22 protein-coding genes are annotated in these 22988 nt (G+C 68.7%); 18 read left to right on the top strand and 4 right to left on the bottom strand.

What is annotated here, in order from left to right:
- Positions 1 to 17: 17 nt before the first annotated feature.
- The 4 genes from LLH23_18895 to LLH23_18880 form a co-directional block, all read right to left on the bottom strand.
- Positions 18 to 500 carry a hypothetical protein gene (locus LLH23_18895; protein ID MCE5240532.1) on the bottom strand — a complete coding sequence of 161 codons (483 nt, stop codon included), beginning with the start codon at positions 498 to 500 and terminating at the stop codon, positions 18 to 20.
- A gap of 61 nt (positions 501 to 561) precedes the next feature.
- On the bottom strand, positions 562 to 2571 hold the full coding sequence (locus tag LLH23_18890) for a PQQ-binding-like beta-propeller repeat protein (protein MCE5240531.1): 2010 nt from the start codon (positions 2569 to 2571) through the stop codon (positions 562 to 564).
- Between the two features lie 40 nt (positions 2572 to 2611).
- On the bottom strand, positions 2612 to 3832 hold the full coding sequence (locus LLH23_18885) for an insulinase family protein (protein ID MCE5240530.1): 1221 nt from the start codon (positions 3830 to 3832) through the stop codon (positions 2612 to 2614).
- 95 nt (positions 3833 to 3927) lie between these two features.
- A complete protein-coding gene (locus tag LLH23_18880) occupies positions 3928 to 5877 on the bottom strand; it encodes a tetratricopeptide repeat protein (GenBank protein MCE5240529.1) in 1950 nt (649 codons plus the stop codon).
- 257 nt (positions 5878 to 6134) lie between these two features.
- Here LLH23_18880 and LLH23_18875 point away from each other — a divergent pair, with 257 nt between their 5' ends.
- From LLH23_18875 to LLH23_18790, 18 genes are all read left to right on the top strand, one after another.
- Positions 6135 to 6899, top strand: a complete 765-nt coding sequence (locus tag LLH23_18875; GenBank protein ID MCE5240528.1) for a hypothetical protein — start codon at positions 6135 to 6137, stop codon at positions 6897 to 6899.
- Positions 6900 to 6968: 69 nt separating this feature from the next.
- Positions 6969 to 7967, top strand: a complete 999-nt coding sequence (gene amrS / locus LLH23_18870; GenBank protein MCE5240527.1) for an AmmeMemoRadiSam system radical SAM enzyme — start codon at positions 6969 to 6971, stop codon at positions 7965 to 7967.
- Positions 7954 to 9642: a hypothetical protein gene (locus LLH23_18865; GenBank protein MCE5240526.1), complete on the top strand. Its 1689-nt coding sequence runs from the start codon at positions 7954 to 7956 to the stop codon at positions 9640 to 9642. The genes amrS and LLH23_18865 overlap by 14 nt, the downstream gene beginning before the upstream one ends.
- Positions 9639 to 10235: a Maf family protein gene (locus tag LLH23_18860; protein ID MCE5240525.1), complete on the top strand. Its 597-nt coding sequence runs from the start codon at positions 9639 to 9641 to the stop codon at positions 10233 to 10235. Before LLH23_18865 ends, LLH23_18860 begins: the two co-directional genes overlap by 4 nt.
- A 68-nt stretch (positions 10236 to 10303) precedes the next feature.
- Positions 10304 to 11320 carry a rod shape-determining protein gene (locus tag LLH23_18855; GenBank protein MCE5240524.1) on the top strand — a complete coding sequence of 339 codons (1017 nt, stop codon included), beginning with the start codon at positions 10304 to 10306 and terminating at the stop codon, positions 11318 to 11320.
- A gap of 78 nt (positions 11321 to 11398) precedes the next feature.
- Complete coding sequence (mreC, locus tag LLH23_18850) at positions 11399 to 12256, top strand: rod shape-determining protein MreC (GenBank protein ID MCE5240523.1); 858 nt, start codon at positions 11399 to 11401, stop codon at positions 12254 to 12256.
- On the top strand, positions 12246 to 12773 hold the full coding sequence (locus tag LLH23_18845; protein MCE5240522.1) for a hypothetical protein: 528 nt from the start codon (positions 12246 to 12248) through the stop codon (positions 12771 to 12773). Before mreC ends, LLH23_18845 begins: the two co-directional genes overlap by 11 nt.
- 22 nt (positions 12774 to 12795) lie before the next feature.
- A complete protein-coding gene (kdsB, locus tag LLH23_18840) occupies positions 12796 to 13575 on the top strand; it encodes a 3-deoxy-manno-octulosonate cytidylyltransferase (GenBank protein MCE5240521.1) in 780 nt (259 codons plus the stop codon).
- A gap of 9 nt (positions 13576 to 13584) precedes the next feature.
- A complete protein-coding gene (locus LLH23_18835) occupies positions 13585 to 13932 on the top strand; it encodes a nucleotidyltransferase domain-containing protein (GenBank protein MCE5240520.1) in 348 nt (115 codons plus the stop codon).
- A gap of 86 nt (positions 13933 to 14018) precedes the next feature.
- Positions 14019 to 15002 carry a toll/interleukin-1 receptor domain-containing protein gene (locus LLH23_18830; GenBank protein MCE5240519.1) on the top strand — a complete coding sequence of 328 codons (984 nt, stop codon included), beginning with the start codon at positions 14019 to 14021 and terminating at the stop codon, positions 15000 to 15002.
- A 60-nt stretch (positions 15003 to 15062) separates the two neighbouring features.
- On the top strand, positions 15063 to 15893 hold the full coding sequence (gene kdsA / locus LLH23_18825; GenBank protein MCE5240518.1) for a 3-deoxy-8-phosphooctulonate synthase: 831 nt from the start codon (positions 15063 to 15065) through the stop codon (positions 15891 to 15893).
- Between the two features lie 11 nt (positions 15894 to 15904).
- Positions 15905 to 16888, top strand: coding sequence for a KpsF/GutQ family sugar-phosphate isomerase (locus tag LLH23_18820; protein ID MCE5240517.1), 984 nt, complete (start codon positions 15905 to 15907; stop codon positions 16886 to 16888).
- Between the two features lie 5 nt (positions 16889 to 16893).
- The gene (locus LLH23_18815) at positions 16894 to 17607 is read left to right on the top strand and encodes a metallophosphoesterase (GenBank protein MCE5240516.1); all 714 of its coding nucleotides are present in this window, start codon (positions 16894 to 16896) and stop codon (positions 17605 to 17607) included.
- Positions 17604 to 18431, top strand: a complete 828-nt coding sequence (locus LLH23_18810) for a type III pantothenate kinase (GenBank protein MCE5240515.1) — start codon at positions 17604 to 17606, stop codon at positions 18429 to 18431. Before LLH23_18815 ends, LLH23_18810 begins: the two co-directional genes overlap by 4 nt.
- Positions 18432 to 18469: 38 nt before the next feature.
- Positions 18470 to 19438 carry a tRNA dihydrouridine synthase DusB gene (dusB, locus tag LLH23_18805; GenBank protein MCE5240514.1) on the top strand — a complete coding sequence of 323 codons (969 nt, stop codon included), beginning with the start codon at positions 18470 to 18472 and terminating at the stop codon, positions 19436 to 19438.
- Between the two features lie 57 nt (positions 19439 to 19495).
- Complete coding sequence (locus LLH23_18800) at positions 19496 to 20572, top strand: shikimate dehydrogenase (GenBank protein MCE5240513.1); 1077 nt, start codon at positions 19496 to 19498, stop codon at positions 20570 to 20572.
- Between the two features lie 12 nt (positions 20573 to 20584).
- The gene (gene lysS, locus LLH23_18795) at positions 20585 to 22090 is read left to right on the top strand and encodes a lysine--tRNA ligase (GenBank protein ID MCE5240512.1); all 1506 of its coding nucleotides are present in this window, start codon (positions 20585 to 20587) and stop codon (positions 22088 to 22090) included.
- Complete coding sequence (locus LLH23_18790; protein MCE5240511.1) at positions 22091 to 22972, top strand: decaprenyl-phosphate phosphoribosyltransferase; 882 nt, start codon at positions 22091 to 22093, stop codon at positions 22970 to 22972.
- Positions 22973 to 22988: the final 16 nt, after the last annotated feature.

Raw genomic sequence — 22988 nt, 5'->3', positions numbered from 1 at the left:
CAGGCCCTGGATGATAGCTAAATCACATCGGGGTCGTCAACCTCGGCCTGAGCGGCTGAGGCCTCTCCCCCCGGTTCGGCGGCGGCGGTTGCGCCCTCCACGCCCGCCGCGATGTCTGCTTGCGTCACCTGCCCCCACGTGCCGTCACCGGCTCGGAGACCCTCCAGCTCGGCTTCCAGCCGCGCGACCTGATCGCGCAGGTCGTTGATCTCGTCGAGTTGCGCTTGCAGCTTGCTCTTGGCCTTGCGGATAGTGGCCGCGTACTTGTCGGCCTGTGCCTTCTGCGTGGCCCACGTCGCCCAGGCGGCGATGGCCATCAGCGCCGCACCCAGAGCCAGCCCGATGAAGACCAGACTGCCCAGCGGCAGCGTCTGGCTGTAGCGGATGCCGCCCCAGACGAACCCGGTGATCTGCTGGGGCGCGATATTCCAGGACAGGAAGAAAGCGCCGTAGGCCAACAGCCCGAGCGCGACGACCACCTTGATGATGACCTTGACCATGTCCCTCCCCTTCTACTAAAGGGCGCCGGCCCCCGTCGGCGACAATGCGCCGCCGCGGCCCCTAGATCTCAGGCATGCCGGCCGGGCCCATGGCCCCCGGTGCGCCCGGCATCCCGGGCATCCCGGGCATTCCCGGCATTCCGGGCATGCCTGGCATCCCGGGGCCGCCTTCGCCGCCGCCGGGCTGCATCTGCTGCTGCTGGGGCGGGGACGGCTGGGGCAGTGAGTTGTCCACCGTGAAGGCCACCTGGGCAGTGGTCTTGTTGCCCAGCCAGTCGGCGCAACTGACCAGCAGGTTCCGCACGCCGTTGCGCATGGCGACCGCCGCGCCGCGCGGGTCGTAGATGTACCACAGGAGAGCCTGCCGGGCGTTATACGTGGTCTCGACTGCCTGGTCGTCGAACTTGGCGGTGACGGTGCTCGGGTCCACACCGCAGCCGGAGTCCGTCAGCGCGATGGAGAGTGAGACCGGGGGCGCGCCGGGGACCTCGACGAGATCCGCCCAGCGGCCGGCGAAGGTGTCGCCGCGATCCACGACGAGGCGATAGCGCACCTGGTAGCCGCCCTGTCCGCGAATGTCCAGCAGGCCGTCTGTGAGCTGCGGGCCGGCGTTGTCGCCCGCGAGGTTATCGAAGGCGTACACCGCTTGGTCGTCGCCGATCACGTAGGCGCCGCCGGGGGCGAACATGACCGGCGGGTCCACGATGTTCTCCCAGACGAGCTCGGCCTGCCAACCTGTCCCGCGCTGGCCCCCGGGGCCGGTGCGGCTGCCGCGCCCGCCGCGCCCGCCGCGACCACCGGGGCCGCCCTCAGGCGGGCCTCCGGCTCCCGGGCCGCCACCAGGGCCGCCCGGTGGTGGCATCATGCCGCCCTCGGGCATCCCGGGCGGGGCTCCGGCGCCCTCGGGACCGCCAGGGAAGCCACCGGGACCGCCCATGCCGGCAGGACCACTCATGCCGCCAGGACCGGCGACGCCGCCGGGGCCGACCCCGGTGCGCTGCCGGGCCGGTGGCTCAGGCAGCGTGTACTGCCACACCAGCCGCTTGTCTGCGGCGGTCTGGGGGTTGGTGTCCAAGGCGACGATGAGGCGGCGGCCGCAACGGAACACGACCTTGTCGCCCTGGATGCTGGGCGAGGAGGATACGGGGTCGAGCGTGCCCTCGCGCGGGTAGCGCCAGAGCGCCTTGCCGGTGCCGGCGTTGAGGCAGTACAGCGAGCCGTCGTTGCTGCCGACAAAGATCATGCGGTCCTTGACGGCCGGCCGGCCCGCCACCACCCCGTAGGTCTCAAAGGTCCAGGCGATGGCGCCATTCTCCACATCGCAGGCGACCAGGGAGTTGCCAGCCCCGATCAGGATGCGGCGGCGCTCGACGACTGGCGCCGAGAACAGGTCCTCGGTGCCCAGGTTGGTGTTCCACACCTGGTGCCCGTCCTTGGTGCTCAGAGCGTACAGGAACCCGTCATCGCAGGCGAAGAACACGGTCTCGCGGTAGTACGCCGGGCCGCCGCGGATCTTGCCACCGGCCTCGAAGTACCAGCGCAACTGCCGGCTCTCCAGATCCAGCGCAAACAGCCGTCCGTCATCGGTTCCGAAGTAGAGCGTCTTCTCAAACAGCAGCGGCTCGCCGCGGATGGCGGCCGTGGCGGGGAAGGCCCACAGGCGCTGTCCCTTCGCTGCGTCCACCGCGATGAGTTGCTTGTTCTCAGTGCCGATGTAGACGACGTCCCCGGACACGACAGGGGTGCAGAAGCACTTGCCGCCGAGACTGAACTTCCACTTCTGCTCGCCGGTGGCGCGGGACAGGCCATAGAGATTGCTGCCGACGGGCGCGTAGACCAGGTCGGGGCCGACGGCGACACCGGCGACCGGCTCACTGGCGTTCTTCTCGCCGGTGGTGAACTGCCAGGACAACACGGGGGGGAACTTGAAGTCGTAGGGGCTGACGCCGGTGCGCATGACGTCATAGGCGGCCATGTAGTTGGCCATTGCCGGGGCGTCTTGCGCCACGGCCAACGTCGCGGCCAGCACCAGCGCCACCGACACTGTGATCACGACCTGACTGAATCGCATCGGGAGCCCTCCTGCAGTCATGACCACACCCGGGAAGGTCCTAGAGCGGCTTGCCGCCGACCTGGACCCAGATGTTGCGGTCCTGCAGCCATCGCGTGGCTGTCTCCACCTGCGCCACGGTCACCTGATCGAACACCGCTACCAGGTCGGTCCGGGCGCCCTGCCCGGGCATGAGCGCCTCGAACATCCCCAGGTAGTGGGCGATCTCAGCGTTGCGTTGCCGGCCCAGCAGGTAGCTGCCCGTCAGGTACGCCACGGCACGGTGGACTTCGGCCTCGGACGGCGGCCGGGACGACAGGCCCGCCATCTCCGCCCGCATGATACGAAACACTTCGGGGGCCTGTTTGGGTTCACAGGCGACCATGATCTGGACCATCCCACAGATGCGGGAGGGGGCCAGATCGGTGCGGACCGTGTACGTCAGGCCACGCGCTTGCCGCAGCGCGGCAAACAGCCGCGACCCCTCACCGGACCCCAGGACGGCGCTCAGGACGGCAGCCGCGCCGAACTCAGCATGGCTGGGGCCAGGGCAGGGCGCCGCCGCGACGATGACGGCGTTGTCACCTTCCCACGGCGTGTAGCGCAGCACGCCGGCCCGGCGCGTCACGACGGGTGCCGACGGCTCGGGCAGGATCGGCCGCGGCAGCAGCCCCCCCAGCGTCGCCTGGGCCTCTCCCCGCGCCTCGTCCCATCCCATCGGGCCGCTGATCGCGACCACGGCCCGGTTGGGCGCGTGGTGCAGGCGCCGCAGCGATTGCAGGCGGTCGAGCCGCATCGTCCCCACGGCGAAACTGCCGGTCGGGGGCCACCCGCAGGGGCTCCCGCCGAACAGGGCCTTCAGCGCCATGTCCTCGGCCAGCGTCTGCGGTGAGTCCCGCCGGCCGGATATGTCCCGTAGTTCCTCCTGACGCCGCCGGTTGAGGCTCTGGGCGTCCAGAGGGGTGTCCGACAGTATCTCCCGCACGTAGCCCAGCAGCGTCGGCAACTGCTCAGCCGTGCCCTGGAACAGGGCCTCGGTGTAGTCGGGCGAGGTCTGCAGGCGGATCTGCGCGCCGGCGTCCGCGACCCGCTCCTCCAGCCGTCGTCCGCTGGCGTCCTGCAGGTCGAGCAGAGCCTGTTGCAGCAGGTTCCGCCACCCGGCGGTGTCCGCCGTTTCCATCAGCGCGCTGAGGCGCAGATAGCAGCCGACGGCCAGGGTCAGGCTCCCGGGGTTCTCACGGTGCAGGACGACCAGACCATTGTCCAGAACGGTACGGCTCACCGGGTCGGGCGCCGCCGGTGCCGCCAACGACAGTACCAGGATAAGCGAGCCGGCCCGCAGGCCGGCTTGCCATCTCGGGGCCGTTCCCGCAGCTCCTACTGGGCTGCCTGTAGCCGCTCCAGACCCTCCTTCGCCGACAGCGCATTCGGGTCGGCCTTCAGAGCCGCGCTATAGGCCGCGATGGCCTCGTGCGGGCGTCCCTCCTTCTCCAGCATCTGACCGAGTTGGACGTTGATGTCCGCGTCCTCCTGCGGCCCCGAGGAGTACTTCAGGGCATCTTCCAGCACCTGCTGGGCGGCGCGGTACTTCTGCTGCGCCTCGTACGCCTGCGCCAGTTGCCGGAGGGTATCCAGGTGCGACGGCCACCGCCCCAGAGCCTCGTTGAGCGCCTCGATCTCCTGGGCGTACATCCCGGTGGCGTGGTAGGTGCGCGCGACCAGGTAGTACAGGAAGGCCTGCCGTTGGGCGGTGTTGGCGATCGTCGCCGTGGGGATGCGGTCCAGGGCGTTGCGGAACTCGCGCCGGGCGCGGTACCAGGACTCCATCTGGTAGAAGGCAAGCCCCAGGTTCACGTAGCCTTCCCACCGGCGGGGGTCGGCGGCCACGGCGCGGCTGAAGTACTCGGTGGCCTCGCCCAGATCGTCACGGTAGTACATGTAGACCATGCCGGCGGCGTTGAGCGCCGCGACATTGGTCTTGTTGATGGCCAGGGCGTTCTGCGCCTCGGTGGCGGCTTCGTCCGGTTGCTCCAGAGCCAGGAGCACCTCGGCCATCTGGGCGTGCAGATCGTCGCGCTTGGGCTCCAGGGTCAGGGCCTTGTTGAGTTGGTCGCGCGCCTCCTCGGCCTTGCCTGACAGCAGCAGGCATTCGGCCGTGTTGCGCATGGCCCGCACGTAGTTGGGGTCGGTCTTGAGCGCCTCCTGGAACTCCTTGATGGCGTCCTCGAAGGTGTGGGAGGTGATCTTCAACTCGGGCTTGGTCGTGTAGGTCTTGGCCTGGAACAGGTAGATCTCACCCAGCGCGTTATGCCCCGGGGGGAAGGCCGCGTTCTTCTTGATGGCCTCCTTGGCCTGCTTCTCGGCATCCTTGAGGATGTCAATCATCTCGAAGAGCAGGCTGTTGTCCAGGAAGACGCTCTTGCCCTGTTCCAGAGAGGCCAGGGCTACCAGCGTATACGCGTCGGCGTCAGAGGGGGAGCCCCGCTTCGTCTTGTCGAGAGCCTGGCGGTAGGCCGTCCGGGCGGCTGACCATTCCTTCATCGCCAGCAGGCTGTTGCCGCGTGCCTTGTTGAGGGTGGGCCACAGCCCCAGGACGGTGCCGAAGTCCTGGGCCCGCCCGTAGTCCTGCGCCAGCTGCTCTTCGACCGAGCCGATCTCGCGCTGCTGGGCCGGGGTGATGCCGCCCTTGGTCTGCAACTGCCGCAGGCGCGACAGGCGCGTCACCAGGCCGCTCCACTCGTCCAGCGTCGTGCCCGCGCGGTCGTAGTACTTGATCGCCTGGGTGTGGTTCTTCAGTGAGGCATGGCTCAGCGCCAGGTAGTAGAGCGCCTCGACATAGTGGATGTCTTCAGTGACGACGCGGTCGAGGGTGGTGACCGCGTCGTTGTAGCGGCCGGAGTAATACAGCGCCCGGCCCAGGGCGGTCATGACGGGGAGGACGTCTTTGCCACGCCGGTAGCGCAGCTCGTCCTGGTAGACCTTGATGGCCTCGGCGTAGGCCTTCTGGCTCTCGTAGATCTGCCCGACCATCAGGCGCGTACCGGGCCGGGTGGGGGCCAGGTCCACCGCCTTCTGGAAGGCGGCCAGCGCGCCCTCGTAGTCGGTGAGTTTGAGGCGCGCCAGTCCCAGGTAGTACCAGCCGGACTCGAAGTCCGGCTGCGCTGCCGTGGTCGCCTCGAAGGCCTTGGCGGCCTCCTCGTACTGACCCTCGTCGTACTGCTTCACGGCGCTGTTGAAGTCATCAAGTTGGGCCCACAGCGCTGGAGACAACAGGCAGAAGGTCAGACACAGGAAGGTGGTATGGATCAGGCTTCGGCCCCTCGCCATCCGACAACGCTCCCTTCGAGGGGGAGGAATCACTCACCGTGCGATTATATGGGATACATCGTCAGCTTGTCAACGAAACGCGGTGCTAGGCCGCGCGTGCCGTACCACTGCTGCCGGGTGCTTCCTCGCCAGGCCCCGCTTCCCCTCCCTGCCCCTCCCTCGGCCCCACAGCCCCGTTTCCTTGCCAAAGCACCCCCACGTTGGTATACTCAGCCAACATCTCACCACGGCTTCCGGTTCCGTCTGGGAGGAAGAAGATGGCCGGTCTGCACACCCTCAGTTTGGTGCTCACAGTGTCGGAAGGCAAGCGCCTGATCGCCAAGGCGGTGGCGGCGCTCCCGGCCGTGCAGCAGGCCATGCAGGACGGCATCGTGGTCGTGACCAAGGGTACCACGAACGCCTACGTAGCCGAGGAGCTGCTGGGCGAGAAGATCGCGAAGGGCGCCTACGTGCTCGGCCGTACGCTCCCGGCCAAGGCCGACACCAGCGGCGTGTTCGCCGGGAGCATTCCGGAAGTCATCTTCGCCAATGGCCGGCGTAGCGACGTGACGCTCAAGGACGTCGTCTTGCAGATGAAGCGGGGCGATGTCGTCATCAAGGGCGCCAACGCGCTGAACTACGAGTCCGGCATGGTCGGGCTGCTGATCGGGCACCCGGAGGGCGGGACGCTGGGGACGATCATCGGGTCGGCCTACGGCAAGGGGCTGCACCTGGTCTGCCCCGTGGGGCTGGAGAAGGAGATCGCCGAGGACATCCAGGAGCTGGCTGACCTCATCAACACCGATCCGGAGTGCAGCCGCGAGGGCATGCCGGCACTGTGGCCCGTGCAGGCCGAGATTGTGACGGAGATCGAGGCGCTGGAGCTGCTGGTGGGCGTGGAGGCGCACCAGATCGGCGCCGGCGGCGTCTGTGGGGCCGAGGGCGGCATCTGGCTGGCGGTCTGGGGCGATGAGGACCAGATTGCGGCCACGCGGGCCCTGGTGGAGAGCATCCAGGGCGAGCCGGCGTTCGGGGCCGGCTAGGGAGCCAGGCGGCGAGGGCGGGGACAGACCCCTGCGGGGTCAGCCCCCTTCTGGGCAGAGGTGGTGGGCGTGCCGGAACGGGAAGCGTTGTTCTATGACATGGTGGGAGAGCGGGCCGATTGCCGGCTCTGCCCCTGGCATTGCCACATCGCGCCGGGCAAGTCCGGCCGCTGCACGGTGCGCCACAACGTCGGGGGACGCCTGGTGACGCGCAACTACGCCGAAGTCACCTCGATGGCGCTGGACCCGATTGAGAAGAAGCCGCTGTACCACTTCCGTCCCGGTTCGCTGATTCTGTCGGTGGGCACCTTCGGCTGCAACCTCAAGTGCGGGTTCTGCCAGAACTGGCAGATCTCCCAGGAGCGGCCGCCGACGCAGCAACTGCCGCCCCACGAGGCGTTGGCGCTGGCCCGCCGGTATGCCGATGAGGGCAACATCGGCCTGGCCTATACATACAATGAGCCGTTCATCTGGTACGAGTACGTTCGCGAGACGGCGCCGCTGATCCGGGACGCCGGGATGTGCAATGTGCTGGTGACCAACGGCCTCGTCGAGCAGGAGCCGCTGGAGGAGCTGCTGCCGTTCGTTGACGCCATGAATGTGGACATCAAGTCCATGAGCGAGCGGTTCTACCTGGAGCACTGCCAGGGGCAAGCCCTGCCGGCCCGGCAGACCGTCGAGCGGGCCTTTGGCCGGACGCATGTGGAGATCACCAATCTGATCATCCCGGGCGAGAACGACTCCGAGGCGGAGTTGCGGGCCCTGGTGGACTGGGCGGCCTCGGTGTCGCCGGAGCTGCCCATTCACTTCTCGGCGTACCATCCCGACTACCACTTTCAGGCGCCGGCGACGCCGGCCGCGACGCTGCAACGGGCGTACGACCTGGCGCGCGAGCAGCTCAAGTTCGTGTACGTGGGGAACTTGTGGCTGGCGGGTACGACTGATACAGTGTGCCCCCAGTGCGGCCGGACGCTGATTGTGCGCCGGGGCATGACAGGCACCGTCACGGGCCTGGATGAACGAGGCAGGTGCGCCGCCTGTGGATCGGGCGCCAATGTTCGACTCTAGCCGGCCCCGCTACGACACGTTCAGTGGGCGCATGGGCGCCGGCGTACGCCGGGCGAGCCATGTTGTCTCCGTGTTGGGGCGCTTCGGCTTGAGCTACCTGGTGCATCAGCTTGACCCGCGCCATCCCCGCCGGCCCAAGCCGGTGGACGAGGCCGTGGCCAAGCTGGACCTGCCGGTGCGGTTGCGCCTGGCGCTCGAAGAGCTGGGCCCGACGGCGATCAAGCTCGGGCAGGTGTTGTCCACGCGGGCGGATCTCGTGCCCGAGGCGTACGTGCGCGAGTTGTCGCGGTTGCAGGACCACGTGCCGCCCTCGCCCTTTGACGAGGTGCAGCAGGTCATCACCGAGGAGCTCGGAGCGCCCGTCGAGGAAGTGTTCCGGGAGTTTGATCCGGAGGCCCGGGCGTCGGCCTCCATCGCCCAGGTGCATTTCGCCCGTCTGGCGGATGGCTCGCCCGTGGCCGTCAAGGTGCAGCGCAAGGGTGTCAGCAGCTCGGTGGAGACGGACCTGGACATCCTGCTGCTGGCGGCGCGACAGGCTGAGCGCTCCATTCCCTGGGCCGCGGAGAACCGCGTTCTGCAGCTTACCCAGGACTTTGCGCACAACCTGCGTCAGGAGCTGAACTTCCTGATCGAGGCGCGTAACACCGACCGCCTCCGCGGCAGCCTCGAGAAGGACGAGGGGGTGCGGGTTCCCGTTGTGCACTGGGACCTGAGCACCCGACGGGTGCTGGTGGTGGAGTGGGTGGAGGGGGCCAAGGCGAACCGGCCGGACGAGCTGGAGGCCACGGGCGTGGACCGGCCGGCCGCGGCGCGCAACTTCGCCGCGCTGATGGCCCGGCAGATCCTGCGCGACGGCTATTTCCACAACGACCCGCACCCGGGCAATGTCCTGTTCACCGGCGGCGACCAGGTCGTGTTCCTGGACTGCGGCAACGCCGTGGCCCTGGATCGGACCACGCGCGACACGCTGCTGGCGCTGCTCATGGCGGCCCTGACCGACGAGCCCCAGGAGGTCACCGACCACCTGCTGGCCCTCGGGATCGCCAGTGACCGCACCGACCTGCAGCAGTTGACCGCCGATGTCGGCCGGATGATCGCGCAGTATTCGGGCTTTGCCAGCAGCGCCCAGGTGGGCCTGGGCCAACTGCTGGAGGAGCTGCTGTCGCTGGTGCTGCGGCACGGTGTGCGCACCCAGCCGGCCCTGGCTGCCATCGCCAAGTCACTGGTCGTCACCGAGGGCGTCTGCCTGGAGCTGGACCCGAACTTCGACTCCCAGGCCCTGATGCGCTCCGAAGCTCAGGCGCTCATGTGGCAGCGGCTGAACCCCCAGCGCCTCGGCGGCGATCTCGTCCGCGTGATCCGCAGTTCGTACCGCTACGCCATGCTCCTGCCGCGCCAGGTGAACCAGGTGCTGCAGAAGCTGGAAGGCGGTGCGGTGCGGCTGCGCATCTACCATGAGAACATTGACCGGCCGCTGCACCGCCTGGACCTGATGGTCAACCGCATCGCGTTCGCCATCGTGGTGGCCGCGATCATCGCCTCTTCGACAAACCTGGTCACCAGCGAGCGCCTGAGCGGCTCGCTGAGCTTCTGGCTGACCTATGCGTACTTGCTGGTGGGCATTGTGCTGGGGGCGTGGCTGCTGTTCTCGATCCTGCGGTCGGGGCGGTTATGACGACCGCGGCCCCGGAGGCGCCGCTGGTGCTGGCCTCGGCCTCACCGCGGCGGCAGGAAATGCTCTGCCTGGCGGGAATTGACTTCGAGGTCGCCGTGAGCGACGCCGAGGCCGACGTGAACGCGCAGGGCCGGCCGGAGACCGTGGCCCGGGCCGGCGCGCGGGCCAAGGCGCTGGACGCGGCGGCGCGCCTGCCGGGCCGACTGGTAGTGGGCGCCGACACGGTGGTGGCGGTCGGCAGGCACGTGCTGGGCAAGCCCGCCGATGCCGAGGAGGCGCGGCGGATGCTGGCGCGGCTGTCGGGGCGGCGGCACCAGGTGCACACGGCGTTTGTGCTGGCCCGCGACGGAGAGGTCGTGGCGGAGGGCTGTGACACGACCGCCGTCACTTTCCATGGGCTGGAGGCCGCGACCATCGCGGCCTATGTGGACTCCGGGGACCCGCTGGACAAGGCGGGGGCCTACGGTGTGCAGTCCGGCGGCGGAGCGCTGGTGGCCGAAGTGATCGGCTCGTATCTCAATGTGGTGGGGTTGCCCCTGGGACGACTACTCCGGGCCCTGGCCGAGTGCGGCCGGCCCCTCTGGTTGACATGAAAGCAAGACAACTCATCGGTGTCAGTCCCGACCGGCGTACGTTCCTCGAACGCGGCGTGCACCGTGTCATGCAGTGGTTCGCCCACTTCGCGCCCGACCTGGGCATCGACCTGGGCACCGCCAATACCCTCGTCCACGTGAACGGACGGGGCATTCTGCTGCGCGAGCCCTCGGTGGTGGCCGTGGACACGGTCACCAACCAGGTGCTGGCGGTGGGCGAGGATGCCAAGCGGATGGTGGGCCGGACGCCGGCGCGCATCGCTGCCGTGCGGCCGCTGCGCAACGGCGTCATCGCCGACTTCGACGTGACCGAGGCCATGCTGCGGCATTTCATCCGCAAGATCCAGCCCCAGCGCTGGTTCGCGCACCCGCGCATGGTGGTGGGGGTGCCCTCGGGCATCACGGAGGTCGAGCGGCGCGCGGTCGAGGACGCGGCGCGGCAGGCCGGGGCGTTCGAGTGCGAGATCATTGACGAGCCGATGGCCGCGGCCATCGGCGCCGGCTTGCCGGTGGCCGACCCGGTCGGCAACATGATCGTGGACATCGGCGGCGGCACCACCGAGATCGCCGTCATCTCCCTGGGCGGCATCTGCACCCAGCGGTCCATGCGCATCGCCGGCGAGGAGATTGACGAAGCCATCGCCCTGTACATCCGCCGCGAGTTCAACCTCTATGTGGGCGAGGCGACGGCCGAGTGGATCAAGATCCGCATCGGCTCGGCGTTCCCGCGCCAGGAGGAGGAGCAGGTCGAGGTGCGGGGTAAGGACCTGCTGAGCGGCCTGCCGCGCAGCGTGGTCATCAGCTCGGGGGAGATCCGTGAGGCCATCCACGCGACGGTCAACGCCATCGTGGAGATGGTCAAGGAGACGCTGGACGCTACCGCGCCGGAGCTGGCGGCTGACGTGATGAACCGCGGCATTGTCCTGGCCGGCGGCGGCGCCCTGCTCCAGGGCCTCGACCAGCTCATCAGCGCCGAGACCGACATCCCCGTCTACGTCGCCGAGGACCCCCTGACCTGCGTGGCCCTGGGCGCGGCGCACTACCTTGAGGAACTGCGGGATGTGAGCACCCGCGTGTCGCGCTAGGCGGCAGCGGCCCCGGGCCGGAACCGACCGGCCAGGGGTGGCGGCGCACACCCGATCAGGACCTCCGGCAACCTGCTCATGCTACGAAGACCACGCTCGGCCCCCGCGACACGCCAGCTGATCCTGTTCATCGCGCTGGCGCTCGTCCTGACCGTATGGCAGCATCGGGCCCGCAGCCACGCCGGCGGCGGCTCGTCGGCCAGCGCGCCCGAACGCCTCGTGGTAGCCCTCTCCTGGCCGCTGCAGCGGGGCCTCGCCTTCCTGGGGGCCAGGCTGCAGAGCTTCGGCTCGGGCCTGGGTCAGTACCGCCGACTGGCCGAGGAGAACCGCCGCCTGCGGGCCGAGAACGAGGAGCTGGCCGCCCAGAAGCTCCGGCTGGTAGATGCGGACATCGAGAACCGCCACCTGCGCAAGCTCCTGGGCCTCGCCGAGCAAAGCACTCCCAGCCCGTTCGTGGCCCGCGTCGTGACCGTCAACTACGGCTTGAGCCGCAAGCGCCTGACGATCCGCTCCGAGGATCGCCGGCCCATCGAGGTCGGCAACATCGTCCGCACTGAACTGGGGCTGGTGGGGCGCGTGACCGAGGTGGAGGGCGACCGCGCGTATGTCTTCCCGCTGATTGACGCCGAGCACGCGGTGGCGGCGGTCATCCAGCGCCCGCCGCGCGACCAGGGCATGGTGCACGTCGCTGCCCGGCCCGAGTACGTGCCCGACCTGCTCGTGATGGACAAGCTAATGGGCCGCGCCAACCTGCGCGAAGGGGACGTCGTGCTCACCTCCGGCATGGGCGAGGTCTACCCGCCGGGGATCCCCATCGGCACGATCGTGCGGCTGCGGCGTTCGTCGGCCGGCAGCATGGACGTGACGGCCATCATCCGCCCGTTCGTGGACTTCGATCACCTCTCGTACGTGCTGGTGGAACGCCATGGCGGTTAGCTATGTCCCGGTGGGGTCGCGCCGCTCGGCAGTGCTGGGCCACCTGCTGTCGTTCGTGCTGCTGCTCGTGCTGGCGGCCGCGCAGGTGACCTGGCCGACGTGGCTGCGACTGTACGGCCAGCCGCCCGACCTGGTCCTGGCGGCCGTCATCAGCCTGGGCCTGACCAGCAGTGGCCCCGGTGGCCTGACGGCGGGGTTCTTCGGCGCCCTGCTGTGGGCTTCCGTCGCCGACTTGCCGATGGGCAGCCTGTTCATCTCGCACATGGGCCTGGGGTTCCTGGCCGGGACGATGCGGGGGCGCATGTTCTCGGATCGCCTGCTGCTGGCCACGATCCTCGTCGCCGCCGGTGTGCTGGTGGCCGCCGTGGTCAACCTCGTCCTGGCGCCGCCGCCCAGCCCGCAGTCGTGGTTCGCCGCCGCCCTCGCCCGCGCGGTGTTCAGCGGCCTGCTCACGATCCCGATCTACCCCCTCGCGCGGCTGCTGTCGCAGTACCATCCACTGCCCGAAGAGCCCTGACGCGTTCGGAAAGGAAGACGACATGGCCGCACCCCGCATCGTCGGCATGATCCCGGCCCGCCTGGCCTCCACTCGTCTGCCCGGGAAGGTCCTGCTGGACATCGGCGGCAAGCCGATGGTCCAGCACGTGGTCGAGCGGGCCCGCCAGTCCCGACACCTGTCCGAGGTGCTCGTCGCCACGGACAGCGAACAGGTGCGGGCCGCCGTCGAGAGCTATGGCGGCCGCGCGGTGATGACCTCCGCCGACCACGCCTCCGGGACCGACCGGCTGGCCGAGGTCGCCCGGCAGACGGAGTGTGACCTGATCGTCAACCTGCAGGGCGACGAGCCCCTGCTGCGGCCGGACATCATTGACGCCGCCATCGAGCCGTTCCTGAGCGAGGCGGGCCTGCGGCTCGGCACGATCGCCACGCCGATCACTGCCCTGGAGGAACACCTCGAACCCTCGGCGGTCAAAGTAGTGGTAGACCAGCGGGGCTTCGCGCTATACTTCTCGCGGTGCCCGATTCCGTACTTCCGCCTCGACCCGGGCGTCACACTGGACGAGGCGGCGCCGCGCGTGCATCCCAAGTCGGGCCTGCACCCGCTCAAGCACATCGGGCTGTACGTGTACACCAAAGAGACGCTGCTGTGGATGGCGGCGCTGCCGCGGACGCCGCTGGAGATCACCGAGAGCCTCGAGCAGCTCCGGGCGCTGGAGAACGGCTGCCCGATCCGCGTGGTGCCGGTGGACTATTCGCCCATCGGCGTGGACACGCCGGAGGACCTGGAGCGGGTGCGGGGGATGATGGCCGGGGAGTAGGTGAGGCCGATGATTGACCTGATCCGAGACAACCTGGACCGGATACGCGAGCTGTGCGAGCAGCACCACGTGCAGCGCCTGGAGGTGTTCGGCTCGGCCGCTGACGGGCGCTTCCGGGAAGGCGAGAGCGATGTGGATTTCGTCGTGGAGTTCGAGAATGTCGCCCCGCTCGTGCGAGGCGAAGCCTATCTCGGCCTCCTGTTCGCGCTGGAGGGGCTGCTGGGTCTCAAAGTGGATCTGGTCAGCGCCAGGCCCCCCGGCGAGGGGAACCCGTACTTCTGGCGAAGCGTCGAGCGACATCGGGAGGTCATCTATGACCGAGCAGGTGAGAGACTACCTGTTGCCACTTGGCAGTAGCTTCACGATGCTGGGCTAGACGGGTGATGGCGTAAGGGGGTCACGCGGCAGTGCCTGAGGAAGAGAGGCAGTTCAGAGCACCGGCCATGGTCGGCAAGCTGCTCGGAGTCGTCGCGGCAGATGCTGACCGCAGGGGCGACGTCCAGGTACGCGATGTGCTCCTCAACTCGGAAGCCGAGGTGATGGCGGACACCGATTTCTACGAGGAGAACTGGGAGCAACACCACGGTCACTCTATCCGGCTCCTCGTCCCGCCAGGGATCTACATGGCTGTGGGCCTGGAGCAACTGGACAGTCTCGAGCAGACGATTCGCGAGAGGGTCAACCACGTTCTGCGCATCAGGGGCGAGTACATCGCCGCAGTCGAGTTGGAGATCACGGAATCGCCTCTTGCCGCCGGCGTACTCGCTCCCCGACCTCGCGATCAAGATGCGGATCTCTGGGGAGAAGAGCCGGAGTTTGTCAGGATGTTTGTCAGCCACAAGGCTGATGACAGAGCCGCCGTGACTGACCTAAAGGACTCCTGCGTGCGTCTGGGCATATACTGCTTCGTCGCGCATCGTGACATTGCGCCTACCGCGGAATGGCAAGGCGAGATTCTTCGAGCACTGCTTAGCATGGACATGCTTGCGGCATGGCTCACGCTGTCATTCCATGATAGCGATTGGACGGACCAGGAGGTGGGGGCTGCGATCGGCCGCAGAGTTCCGGTCGTCCCGCTGAAGGTGGGGCAGGACCCGTACGGTCTGATCGGCAAGTACCAAGCCTTGCCCGCGGGCAACAGGAGTGCCGCCGAGCTGTCCGCGGACATTGTGTCCTTGTCTCTCGGCAGGCTGACTCCTGTGTGCACGAAGATGCAAACGGCGCTCGTGCGGCGGTTTGAGAGTGCGGACGACTACTACCACGCCAACGAGTTGATCAAGATACTGGATACCATCCAGGCTGTGTCGCCCGACCTTGTTCAGCGTCTGGAGACGGCCCCAGCCGGGAATGCTGGAGTGGCTCGCGCGTTCGATGTGCAGAGGCGGCTACCCAGGCTTGTTGCCCGTCTTCGTGGCAAGCAGCCGTAGAAGATAGACGGAAGCGCAGCCGTGCCTAGAACGATAACCTTGGAGGCGTCTGGGTTCGCCATGACACCAGTTTCAGTCGGCCCCATCACCTTCGGCACTGGTGACCTGGTCCTCATCGCCGGGCCCTGCCTGATCGAGGACCTGGAGGCCACCTACGACATGGCCTGCCGGGTGCGCGACCTCGCGGCCGCGGCCGGGCTGCCGTATGTGTTCAAGGCCTCCTACGACAAGGCCAACCGGACCTCCGTGACCTCGGCCCGCGGGCCGGGCTGGCAGGCGGGGCTGGACCTGCTGGCGCAGGTCAAGGCGCGCGCCGGCGTGCTGCTGCTGTCCGATGTCCATGAGACCGGACAGGTCGCGGCGGCCGCGCAGGTGCTGGACATCATCCAGATCCCGGCCTTCCTGTCGCGCCAGACCGACCTGCTGGTCGCGTGCGGCGAGACCGGGCTGCCGGTCAACATCAAGAAGGGCCAGTTCCTGGCCCCCGACGACATGAGGCACTCGATCGGCAAGGTGCAGTCTACCGGCAACCGACGGGTCATGCTCACCGAGCGCGGGACGACCTTCGGCTACCACAACCTGGTGGTGGACATGCGCGGGCTGGCGATCATGCGCGGGCTGGGCGTGCCGGTGGTCTTCGATGCCACGCACAGCGTGCAGCTCCCCGGCGGAGCGGGCGGGGCCTCGGGCGGCCAGCGTGAGTTCGCCGCAGGCCTGGCGCGGGCGGCGGCGGCCATGGGCATTGACGGGCTGTTCCTGGAAGTGCACCCCGAGCCGGACCGGGCGCCGTGCGACGGCCCCAACATGATCCCCTTCGCCGACCTGCCGGCGCTGCTGGCGGCGGTGAAGGCGGTGCATGAGGTCGTGCAGGGGCTAGACACGACGAGTTAGTGAGCTACAGCATGTCAGACGACACCATTCTCAATCAGGCCGTGGAGACTCTGTCGGTCGAGCAAGCCGCCATCGCGGCCGCTGCCGCCCGTCTGGGCGACGATTTCCTCACCGCCTCCAAGCTACTCTTGGAGTGCGAGGGCCGCGCCATTGTCTGCGGCATCGGCAAGTCGGGCGCCGTGGGGCGCAAGATCGCCAGCACGCTGGCCTCGACCGGCACCCCCGCCTTCTTCGTGCACCCGGCGGAGGCCATGCACGGCGACCTGGGCATGATCTGCGACGGCGATGTCGTCATCATGCTCTCCAACTCCGGCGAGACCGAGGAGATCCTCGACATCCTGCCGGCCGTCAAGCGCCGCAAGGTGAAGCTCATCGCCATCTGCGGGGATGAGGAGTCGACGCTCGCCCACAGCGCCGATGCGGTGCTCGACGCCCGCTGCGAGCGCGAGGCCTGCCCGCTGGGTCTGGCCCCGACGGCTTCGGCCATCGTGGCGCTGGCGCTGGGCGATGCCCTGGCGATGTCGGTCATGGCCGCCCGGGGCTTCACGGCCGAGGACTACGCCTCGACCCACCCGGGCGGGCTACTGGGCCGCCGCCTGCTGCTGCGCCTGTCCAACGTGATGCGCACCGGCGAGGACAACCCGACCGTATCGCCCGAGGCGACCGTCATGGAGGCGCTGCTGACGATGAGCACCGCCCCGGTGCGCGGGGTCGTGACCATCGTGAACGGGGATGGGATGCTGCGCGGGCTCTTCACCGACGGCGATTTCCGCCAGCTCATGCGCAAGGCCGACAACCCGGGCCAGGTCATGGGCCGCCCGATCCGCGAGGTCATGACCACCCGGCCGACGGTGGCCCATCCGGACATGCTGGCCGCCGAGGCCCTGCGCCTGATGGAGGAACGCGAGTTTGATAACCTGCCGGTGGTGGACGAAGACGGGCGCGCCATCGGCATGGTGGACATCCAGGACCTCATGAAGCTAAGGGTCATCTAGCCGCCATGTCCCTGTGCCTGATCCACACGGCGGACCTGCATGGCCGCCTGCGAGCCGGTCAGGCGCAGCGGCTGCGCGACCTCAAGCGCGAGCGCGGCGCGCTGCTCGTGGATGCGGGCGACGCCCTCCTGGCCCCCAATCTCTTCGCCCTGCCCTGGCCCGAGCGCACTGTCCGCCTGATGAACGAGGCGGGCTATGATGCCCTGTGCGTGGGCAACCGCGAGTATGCCCTCACGGCCCGCGCCCTGGCGGCCAAGCTGGCCGGCTTCCGCTTCCCCGTCCTCTCGACGAACCTGCTCCCCCGGCGCGGCCCCTTGCCCTTCCTGCAGCGCTGGACGATCCTGCAGACAGGGGCCGGCCCTCGGGTCGGTCTGTTCGGGTTGAGCCAGCCGATCATCGAGCCGGGGAGCTGCTGGGAGCGTCTGGCGGCGGCTCGCTATATGCCGCCGCTGCAGGTGGTGTCCGAAGCCGTCGGGGCCCTGCGGGAGCAAGTGGATGTGCTGGTGGCGCTGACGCATTTCGGACACCGGCCCGAGGCTGAACTGGCCGCCACCTACCCGGAGATTGACCTGATCCTCGCCGGGCACTGGCACGCCCCCGCGCCCACGTTGGAGCGTGTCGGCCCCGTGACCGTCAGCCGCACCTTCCCCCACGCTCGCGGAGCGGCTATACTGACGCGAGACGGAGACCAGTGGCGACAGGAGCCAGTTGAGTTATGAGTTGGCGCCTCTACGTGGATATCGGCAATGCCGCCGTCAAGTACGGCGCCCGGCAGGACGGCGAGTGGGTGAGTGTGGACGCCATTGAGCACGCACTGGGCCACGACATGGCGGGCGATCCGCCGCTGGAGCCGGATGAAGAGGACGAGCTGCCGGTGTCCGGGCCCGAGGAGATCATTGAGGTCCTGGACGAGTACCTGAGCCAGGACGGCCTGGACCTCAAGGACTGCAGCGGCCTCGGCGTCTCCTCCACCTGTGACGCGGCGGGGGACCTCATCCGGCTCCTGGGCCGCCTGGCCCCGTGCCCGCTCAAGCTGGTGGGCAAGCACCTGAAGCCGGGCCTGAAGACGGAGTACCGCAAGCCGACGGAGATCGGCGCCGACCGCTGGGCGAATGTCGTCGGTGCGGTGAAGCTGCACGGCGCGCCGGTCGTCGTCATTGATGCGGGCACGTGTCTGACGAGCGAGGTCGTGAACGCCGACGGGGTGTTCGTCGGCGGCGCCATCGCGCTGGGCATGTTGCCGCTGTCAGCAGGCGTGATGGCCGTCTCCCAGCGGCTCGTCACCGCCATGCTGCGCGGTCTGCCCGAGGATCCGCCGCTCGTGGGTCGCTCGACCACCGAGGCCCTCCACGCGGGCCTGGCGTTGCAGGTGGCCGCTGCCGCCGACCGCTTCATCGAGGAGGGGCTGGCGGTCGTCGGGGAGGCGCCGGTGCTCATCACCGGCGGCAGTGCGGAGCTATGCCTGGCCCTGATGCACCGGCCCGCGATCCACGTGCCGCTGCTGACCCTCGAGGGCATTCGCCTCATGGACCACTACGACTGAGGCCGGCCCATTCCGGCCGCCCGGGCAGCGTCAACGCCATGCAGATCGGTCACGTTCAGATTGACCCGCCGCTGGTGCTCGGACCGATGGCGGGTTATACTACGCTTGCTTTCCGGGTGCTGTGCCACCGGGCCGGGGCCGGGCTGGTCACCAGCGAAATGATCTCGGCCAAGGCCCTCCAGTACGGCAGCACCAAGACGCCGCCGCTGATGCAGACCAGCCCGCACGAACACCCCGTGGCCCTGCAGATCTTCGGCGGCGAGCCGGAGTGCATGGCGGACGCGGCGCGCCTGTGCGTGGACTTCGGCGCCGACCTGGTGGACCTGAACATGGGGTGCACCGTGCCGAAGGTCCGCAAGGCGCAGGCCGGTGTCAGCCTCATGGCCGACCCGGACCGCGCTGTGGCGGTGGCCGCCGCAGTCGTGCAGGCCGTGCCGGTGCCGGTGACCGTGAAGTACCGGGCAGGCATGGCGGCCGGGGATGAGAGTTATCTGGAGCTGGGGCGGCGGCTGCAGGATGTCGGCGTCGCCGCGCTGACGCTCCACGCGCGCCCGGCCAGCGGGCACTTTCGCGGGCAGGCCGACTGGACGTGCATCGCGCGCCTGGTCGAGCAGGTCGCGATTCCGGTCATCGGCAACGGCGATGTGACCACAGCGCCGCAGGTGGCGGAGCGGCGGCGGCAGACCGGCTGCGCCGGGGTGATGATCGCGCGCGGGGCGCTGGGACGGCCCTGGCTGTTCAGCCAGGCCGCCGAGGCGCTGGCCGGGCGCGAGGTCTCGCCCGATCCCGCACCGGCAGACCGCCTGGCGGTGGCCTTGTGTCACGCCCAGATGCTGGCCCTGGATCAGGACGAGGCCCAGGCCGCCCACCAGATGCGCGGCCAGATCGGCTTCTACGCCCGGGGCGTGCCCCATGCCGCCTTGCTGCGGCAACGCTGCCAACAGGTGCGCTCGCTGGGGCAGTTCCGGGAGGTCGTGCTGGAACACATTGCCGAGCACTTGCCGTAGCGGCGCGATCCATCGTGCCCTCGCGAGGACGCCGGGACTGACGGGAAGAGGTCCGACTTGACGCGATTTGCCTTCATCCTCCATCCGCTCGACGTGAGCGATATTGCCCGCAAGTATGCCTTCACGCGCCGCCTCCCCACATCGTGGGTGGAGGCGGCCCTCAACGTGATGTCGCCGCAGGACTGCGGCCGCATCCTGGGCGTGCGCTCTCCCACCGGCGCGGAGACGGAGGGCTGGTTCGTTGGTTGCCCGCTCACCGCTCGACAACTCCTCAACGGCAACCCGAGGCGCTGCACGAGCAAGATCGTACAGGCCTGCAACGTCGCCGCCGACCTGGGGGCGGAGGTCGTCGGCCTGGGGGCCTTCACCTCCGTTGTGGGCGACAAGGGCTTCACCATCGCCGAGCGGGTGAAGATCGGCGTCACGACCGGCAACAGCTACACGACGGCCACCGGCCTGGAGGGCACGCTGCTGGCGGCCGAGCGCATGGGCCACGACCCGAAGCAGTCCACCGCAGCGATCCTCGGCGCGACGGGCTCCATCGGCAAGATCGCGGCGAAGCTGCTGGCCCCGCAGGTGGGGCGGCTGGTGCTGGTGGGGCGCAAGCGCGAGACGCTGGAGGCGGTGCTGGCCGACGTGAACGGCGCGGGCAATGTCGCTGTCGAGACCGACCTGGCGGCCGGGCTCCAAGAGGCCGACATGATCGTGGCCGTCACGTCCTCAATTGAGGCGATCGTGCAGCCCGAGCACCTCAAGCCCGGGGCGGTGGTGTGCGACATCGCCCGCCCGCGCGACGTGTCCAAGCGCGTGGCCGACGAGCGCGACGATGTGCTGGTGATCGAGGGCGGGGCCGTGGCGGTGCCGGGCGATGTGAACATCGAGTTCAACTTCGGCTTCCCACCGGGCATGGTCTATGCCTGCATGGCTGAGACGATGCTGCTGGCGCTGGAGGGCCGCACGGGCGACTACTCCCTCGGAGCGGACCTCCGGCAGGAGCAAGTCGAGGAGATGGCTGCGCTGGCCCGCAAGCACGGCTTCAAGCTCGGCGGCTTCCGGTCCTTCGAGCGGCAACTCACTGACGAAGACATAGACGCGATCAGGCAGCGGGCAGCGGCTCGCCAGACACGTAGATAGTCAGGTTCCACCATGTCCACCGACAACGAACAAGTCATCCTCCGCCGCGAGAAGCTCCTGGCCCTGCAGGCCGCCGGGCAGGATCCCTTCGGCGTCCATCGCTATGAGCGCAGCCACTGCGCCGCCTCCATCGTGGCCGAGGTCGAGCGGATCGAGGCCGCTGCGGGCGAGGAGCCGGCCAACTGGGAGCAGGCGGAGTTCCCCGTCCAGATCGCCGGCCGGCTCATGGCCATCCGGCGCCAGGGCAAGTCCATCTGGGCTGACCTGCACGACCTGTCGGGCAAGATCCAGGTGTGGGCCAAGCCCGATGTGCTCGCCGGCTTCGAGCAGTTCGGCGAGCTGGACCTGGGCGACATCATCGGCCTGACGGGGCGGGCCTTCCGCACGCGGCGGGGCGAGCCCACCGTCCGCATCGAGAGCTGGACGCTGCTGTCCAAGGCCCTGCGCCCGCTGCCGGACAAGTGGCACGGCCTGCAGGACGTCGAGACCCGCTACCGGCAGCGCTACTTGGACCTGATGGTCAACACCGAGGCGCGCGACCTGTTCGTCAAGCGCTCGCGGGCCATCAGCGCGCTGCGGCAGCACCTGGACAGCCAGGGCTTCCTCGAGGTCGAGACGCCGGTCATGCAGCCGATCTACGGCGGCGCGGCGGCCAAGCCGTTCGTGACCCACCACAACGCCCTGGACATGAAGCTGTACCTGCGCATCGCCCCGGAGTTGTACCTCAAGCGCCTGCTGGTGGGCGGCTTTGAGAAGGTCTATGAGATCGGCCGGTTGTTCCGTAATGAGGGGGTGGACACGCGGCACAACCCGGAGTTCACCACCATCGAGACGTACACGGCCTATGCCGACTTCGAGGATGTGATGCGCCAGGCCGAGGGCATGGTCTGCGCGCTGGCCCAGGCCGCCAATGGCTCCCTGCAGTTCACCTACCGGGGCCACGAGATAGACCTGACGCCGCCGTGGCGGCGGCTGTCGCTGCTGGGCAGCGTGCAGGAAGCCACCGGCGTGGACTTCGCCTGCCTGTCGGACGATGCCGCGGCGCGCGCGGCGTGCGCGCACCTGGAGCTGGAAGACATCGAGAAGGAGAACCTGGCGGGGCTGCTGGACAAGGCCTTCGAGAAGTTCGTCCAGCCCGACCTGATCCAGCCGACCTTTGTGACCGAGTATCCGGTCATCATCTCGCCGCTGGCCAAGCGCCTGCGCCCCGACTCGGAGCTGACGGCGCGGTTTGAGATCTTCATGGGCGGCGAGGAAGTTGGCAACGCCTTCAGCGAGCTGAACGACCCGCTGGACCAGCGCCGGCGCTTCGAGGGGCAGGTGGCCATGCGGGCCCAGGGCGACCAGGAAGCCCACCCGCTAGACGAGGACTACCTGCGCGCCATGGAATACGGCATGCCGCCGGCGGGCGGGCTGGGCATCGGCATTGATCGGCTCATCATGCTGCTGTGCGATCGGCAGAGCCTGCGGGAAGTGATCCTGTTTCCGCACATGCGTCCGGAGGCAAGCGAGGCCTAGATGCGCGTGCTGGCTGACCTCATCGTGGCGTTGCGGCCGCGCCAGTGGACCAAGAACCTCCTGGTCTTCGCCGCGCTGCTGTTCGCCCAGAAGGCCGCCGACCCAACGGCGGTCATCGAGGCCGTCGAGGCGTTCCTGGTGTTCTGCCTGCTCGCCGGCGGCGTCTACATCATCAACGACGCGCTGGACGTCGAGCAGGACCGTCTCGACCCCATCAAGCGCAACCGTCCGCTGGCCAGCGGACGGTTGAGCCTCCCCTGCGCCGTGAGCTTCGCCGTCGTGCTGGTGGTCCTGGGCCTGGTCGGGGCCTACCTGGCGGCGGGCACGCTGCTGCTCAAGGTCGCGTTGGCCTATGTCGGCATCAACCTGCTGTACAGCGGCTTCCTGAAGCATGTCGTCATCATTGACGTGTTCGCGGTGGCGTCGGGGTTCGTGTTGCGGGCGGTGGCGGGCGCGGCGGCCATCCATGCCGTGATCTCCCCCTGGCTCATCATCTGCACCCTCTTGCTGGCGCTGTTCCTGGCGCTGGCCAAGCGGCGCGGCGAGCTGATGACTCTGGGCGAGGAGGCCAGCAACCACCGCGCCAGCCTGGCGGAGTATTCGCCCGAGCTGCTCGACCAGATGATCTCGGTCATGACCGCCTCGACGCTCATGTCGTACGCGCTGTACACGATCTCCGACCGCACCGTCGCGCTGGTGGGCAGCACCAACCTGCTGTACACGGTCCCCTTCGTCATCTACGGCATCTTCCGCTACCTGTACCTGGTGCACCAGAAGGGCCTCGGCGGCCACCCGGACCGCGCCCTGCTGCGCGACTGGCCGCTGATGATCAACGTGCTGCTGTATGCGGCGACGGTCGGGATCATCATCTATCTGCGCTAGAGCGCGTGGATGCCGC

Source organism: bacterium, from assembly GCA_021372615.1.
Classification (GTDB): domain Bacteria; phylum Armatimonadota; class Zipacnadia; order Zipacnadales; family UBA11051; genus JAJFUB01.
The sequence above is the reverse complement of the archived record's forward strand: the minus strand, read 5'-3'. Positions and strand labels throughout refer to the sequence as shown.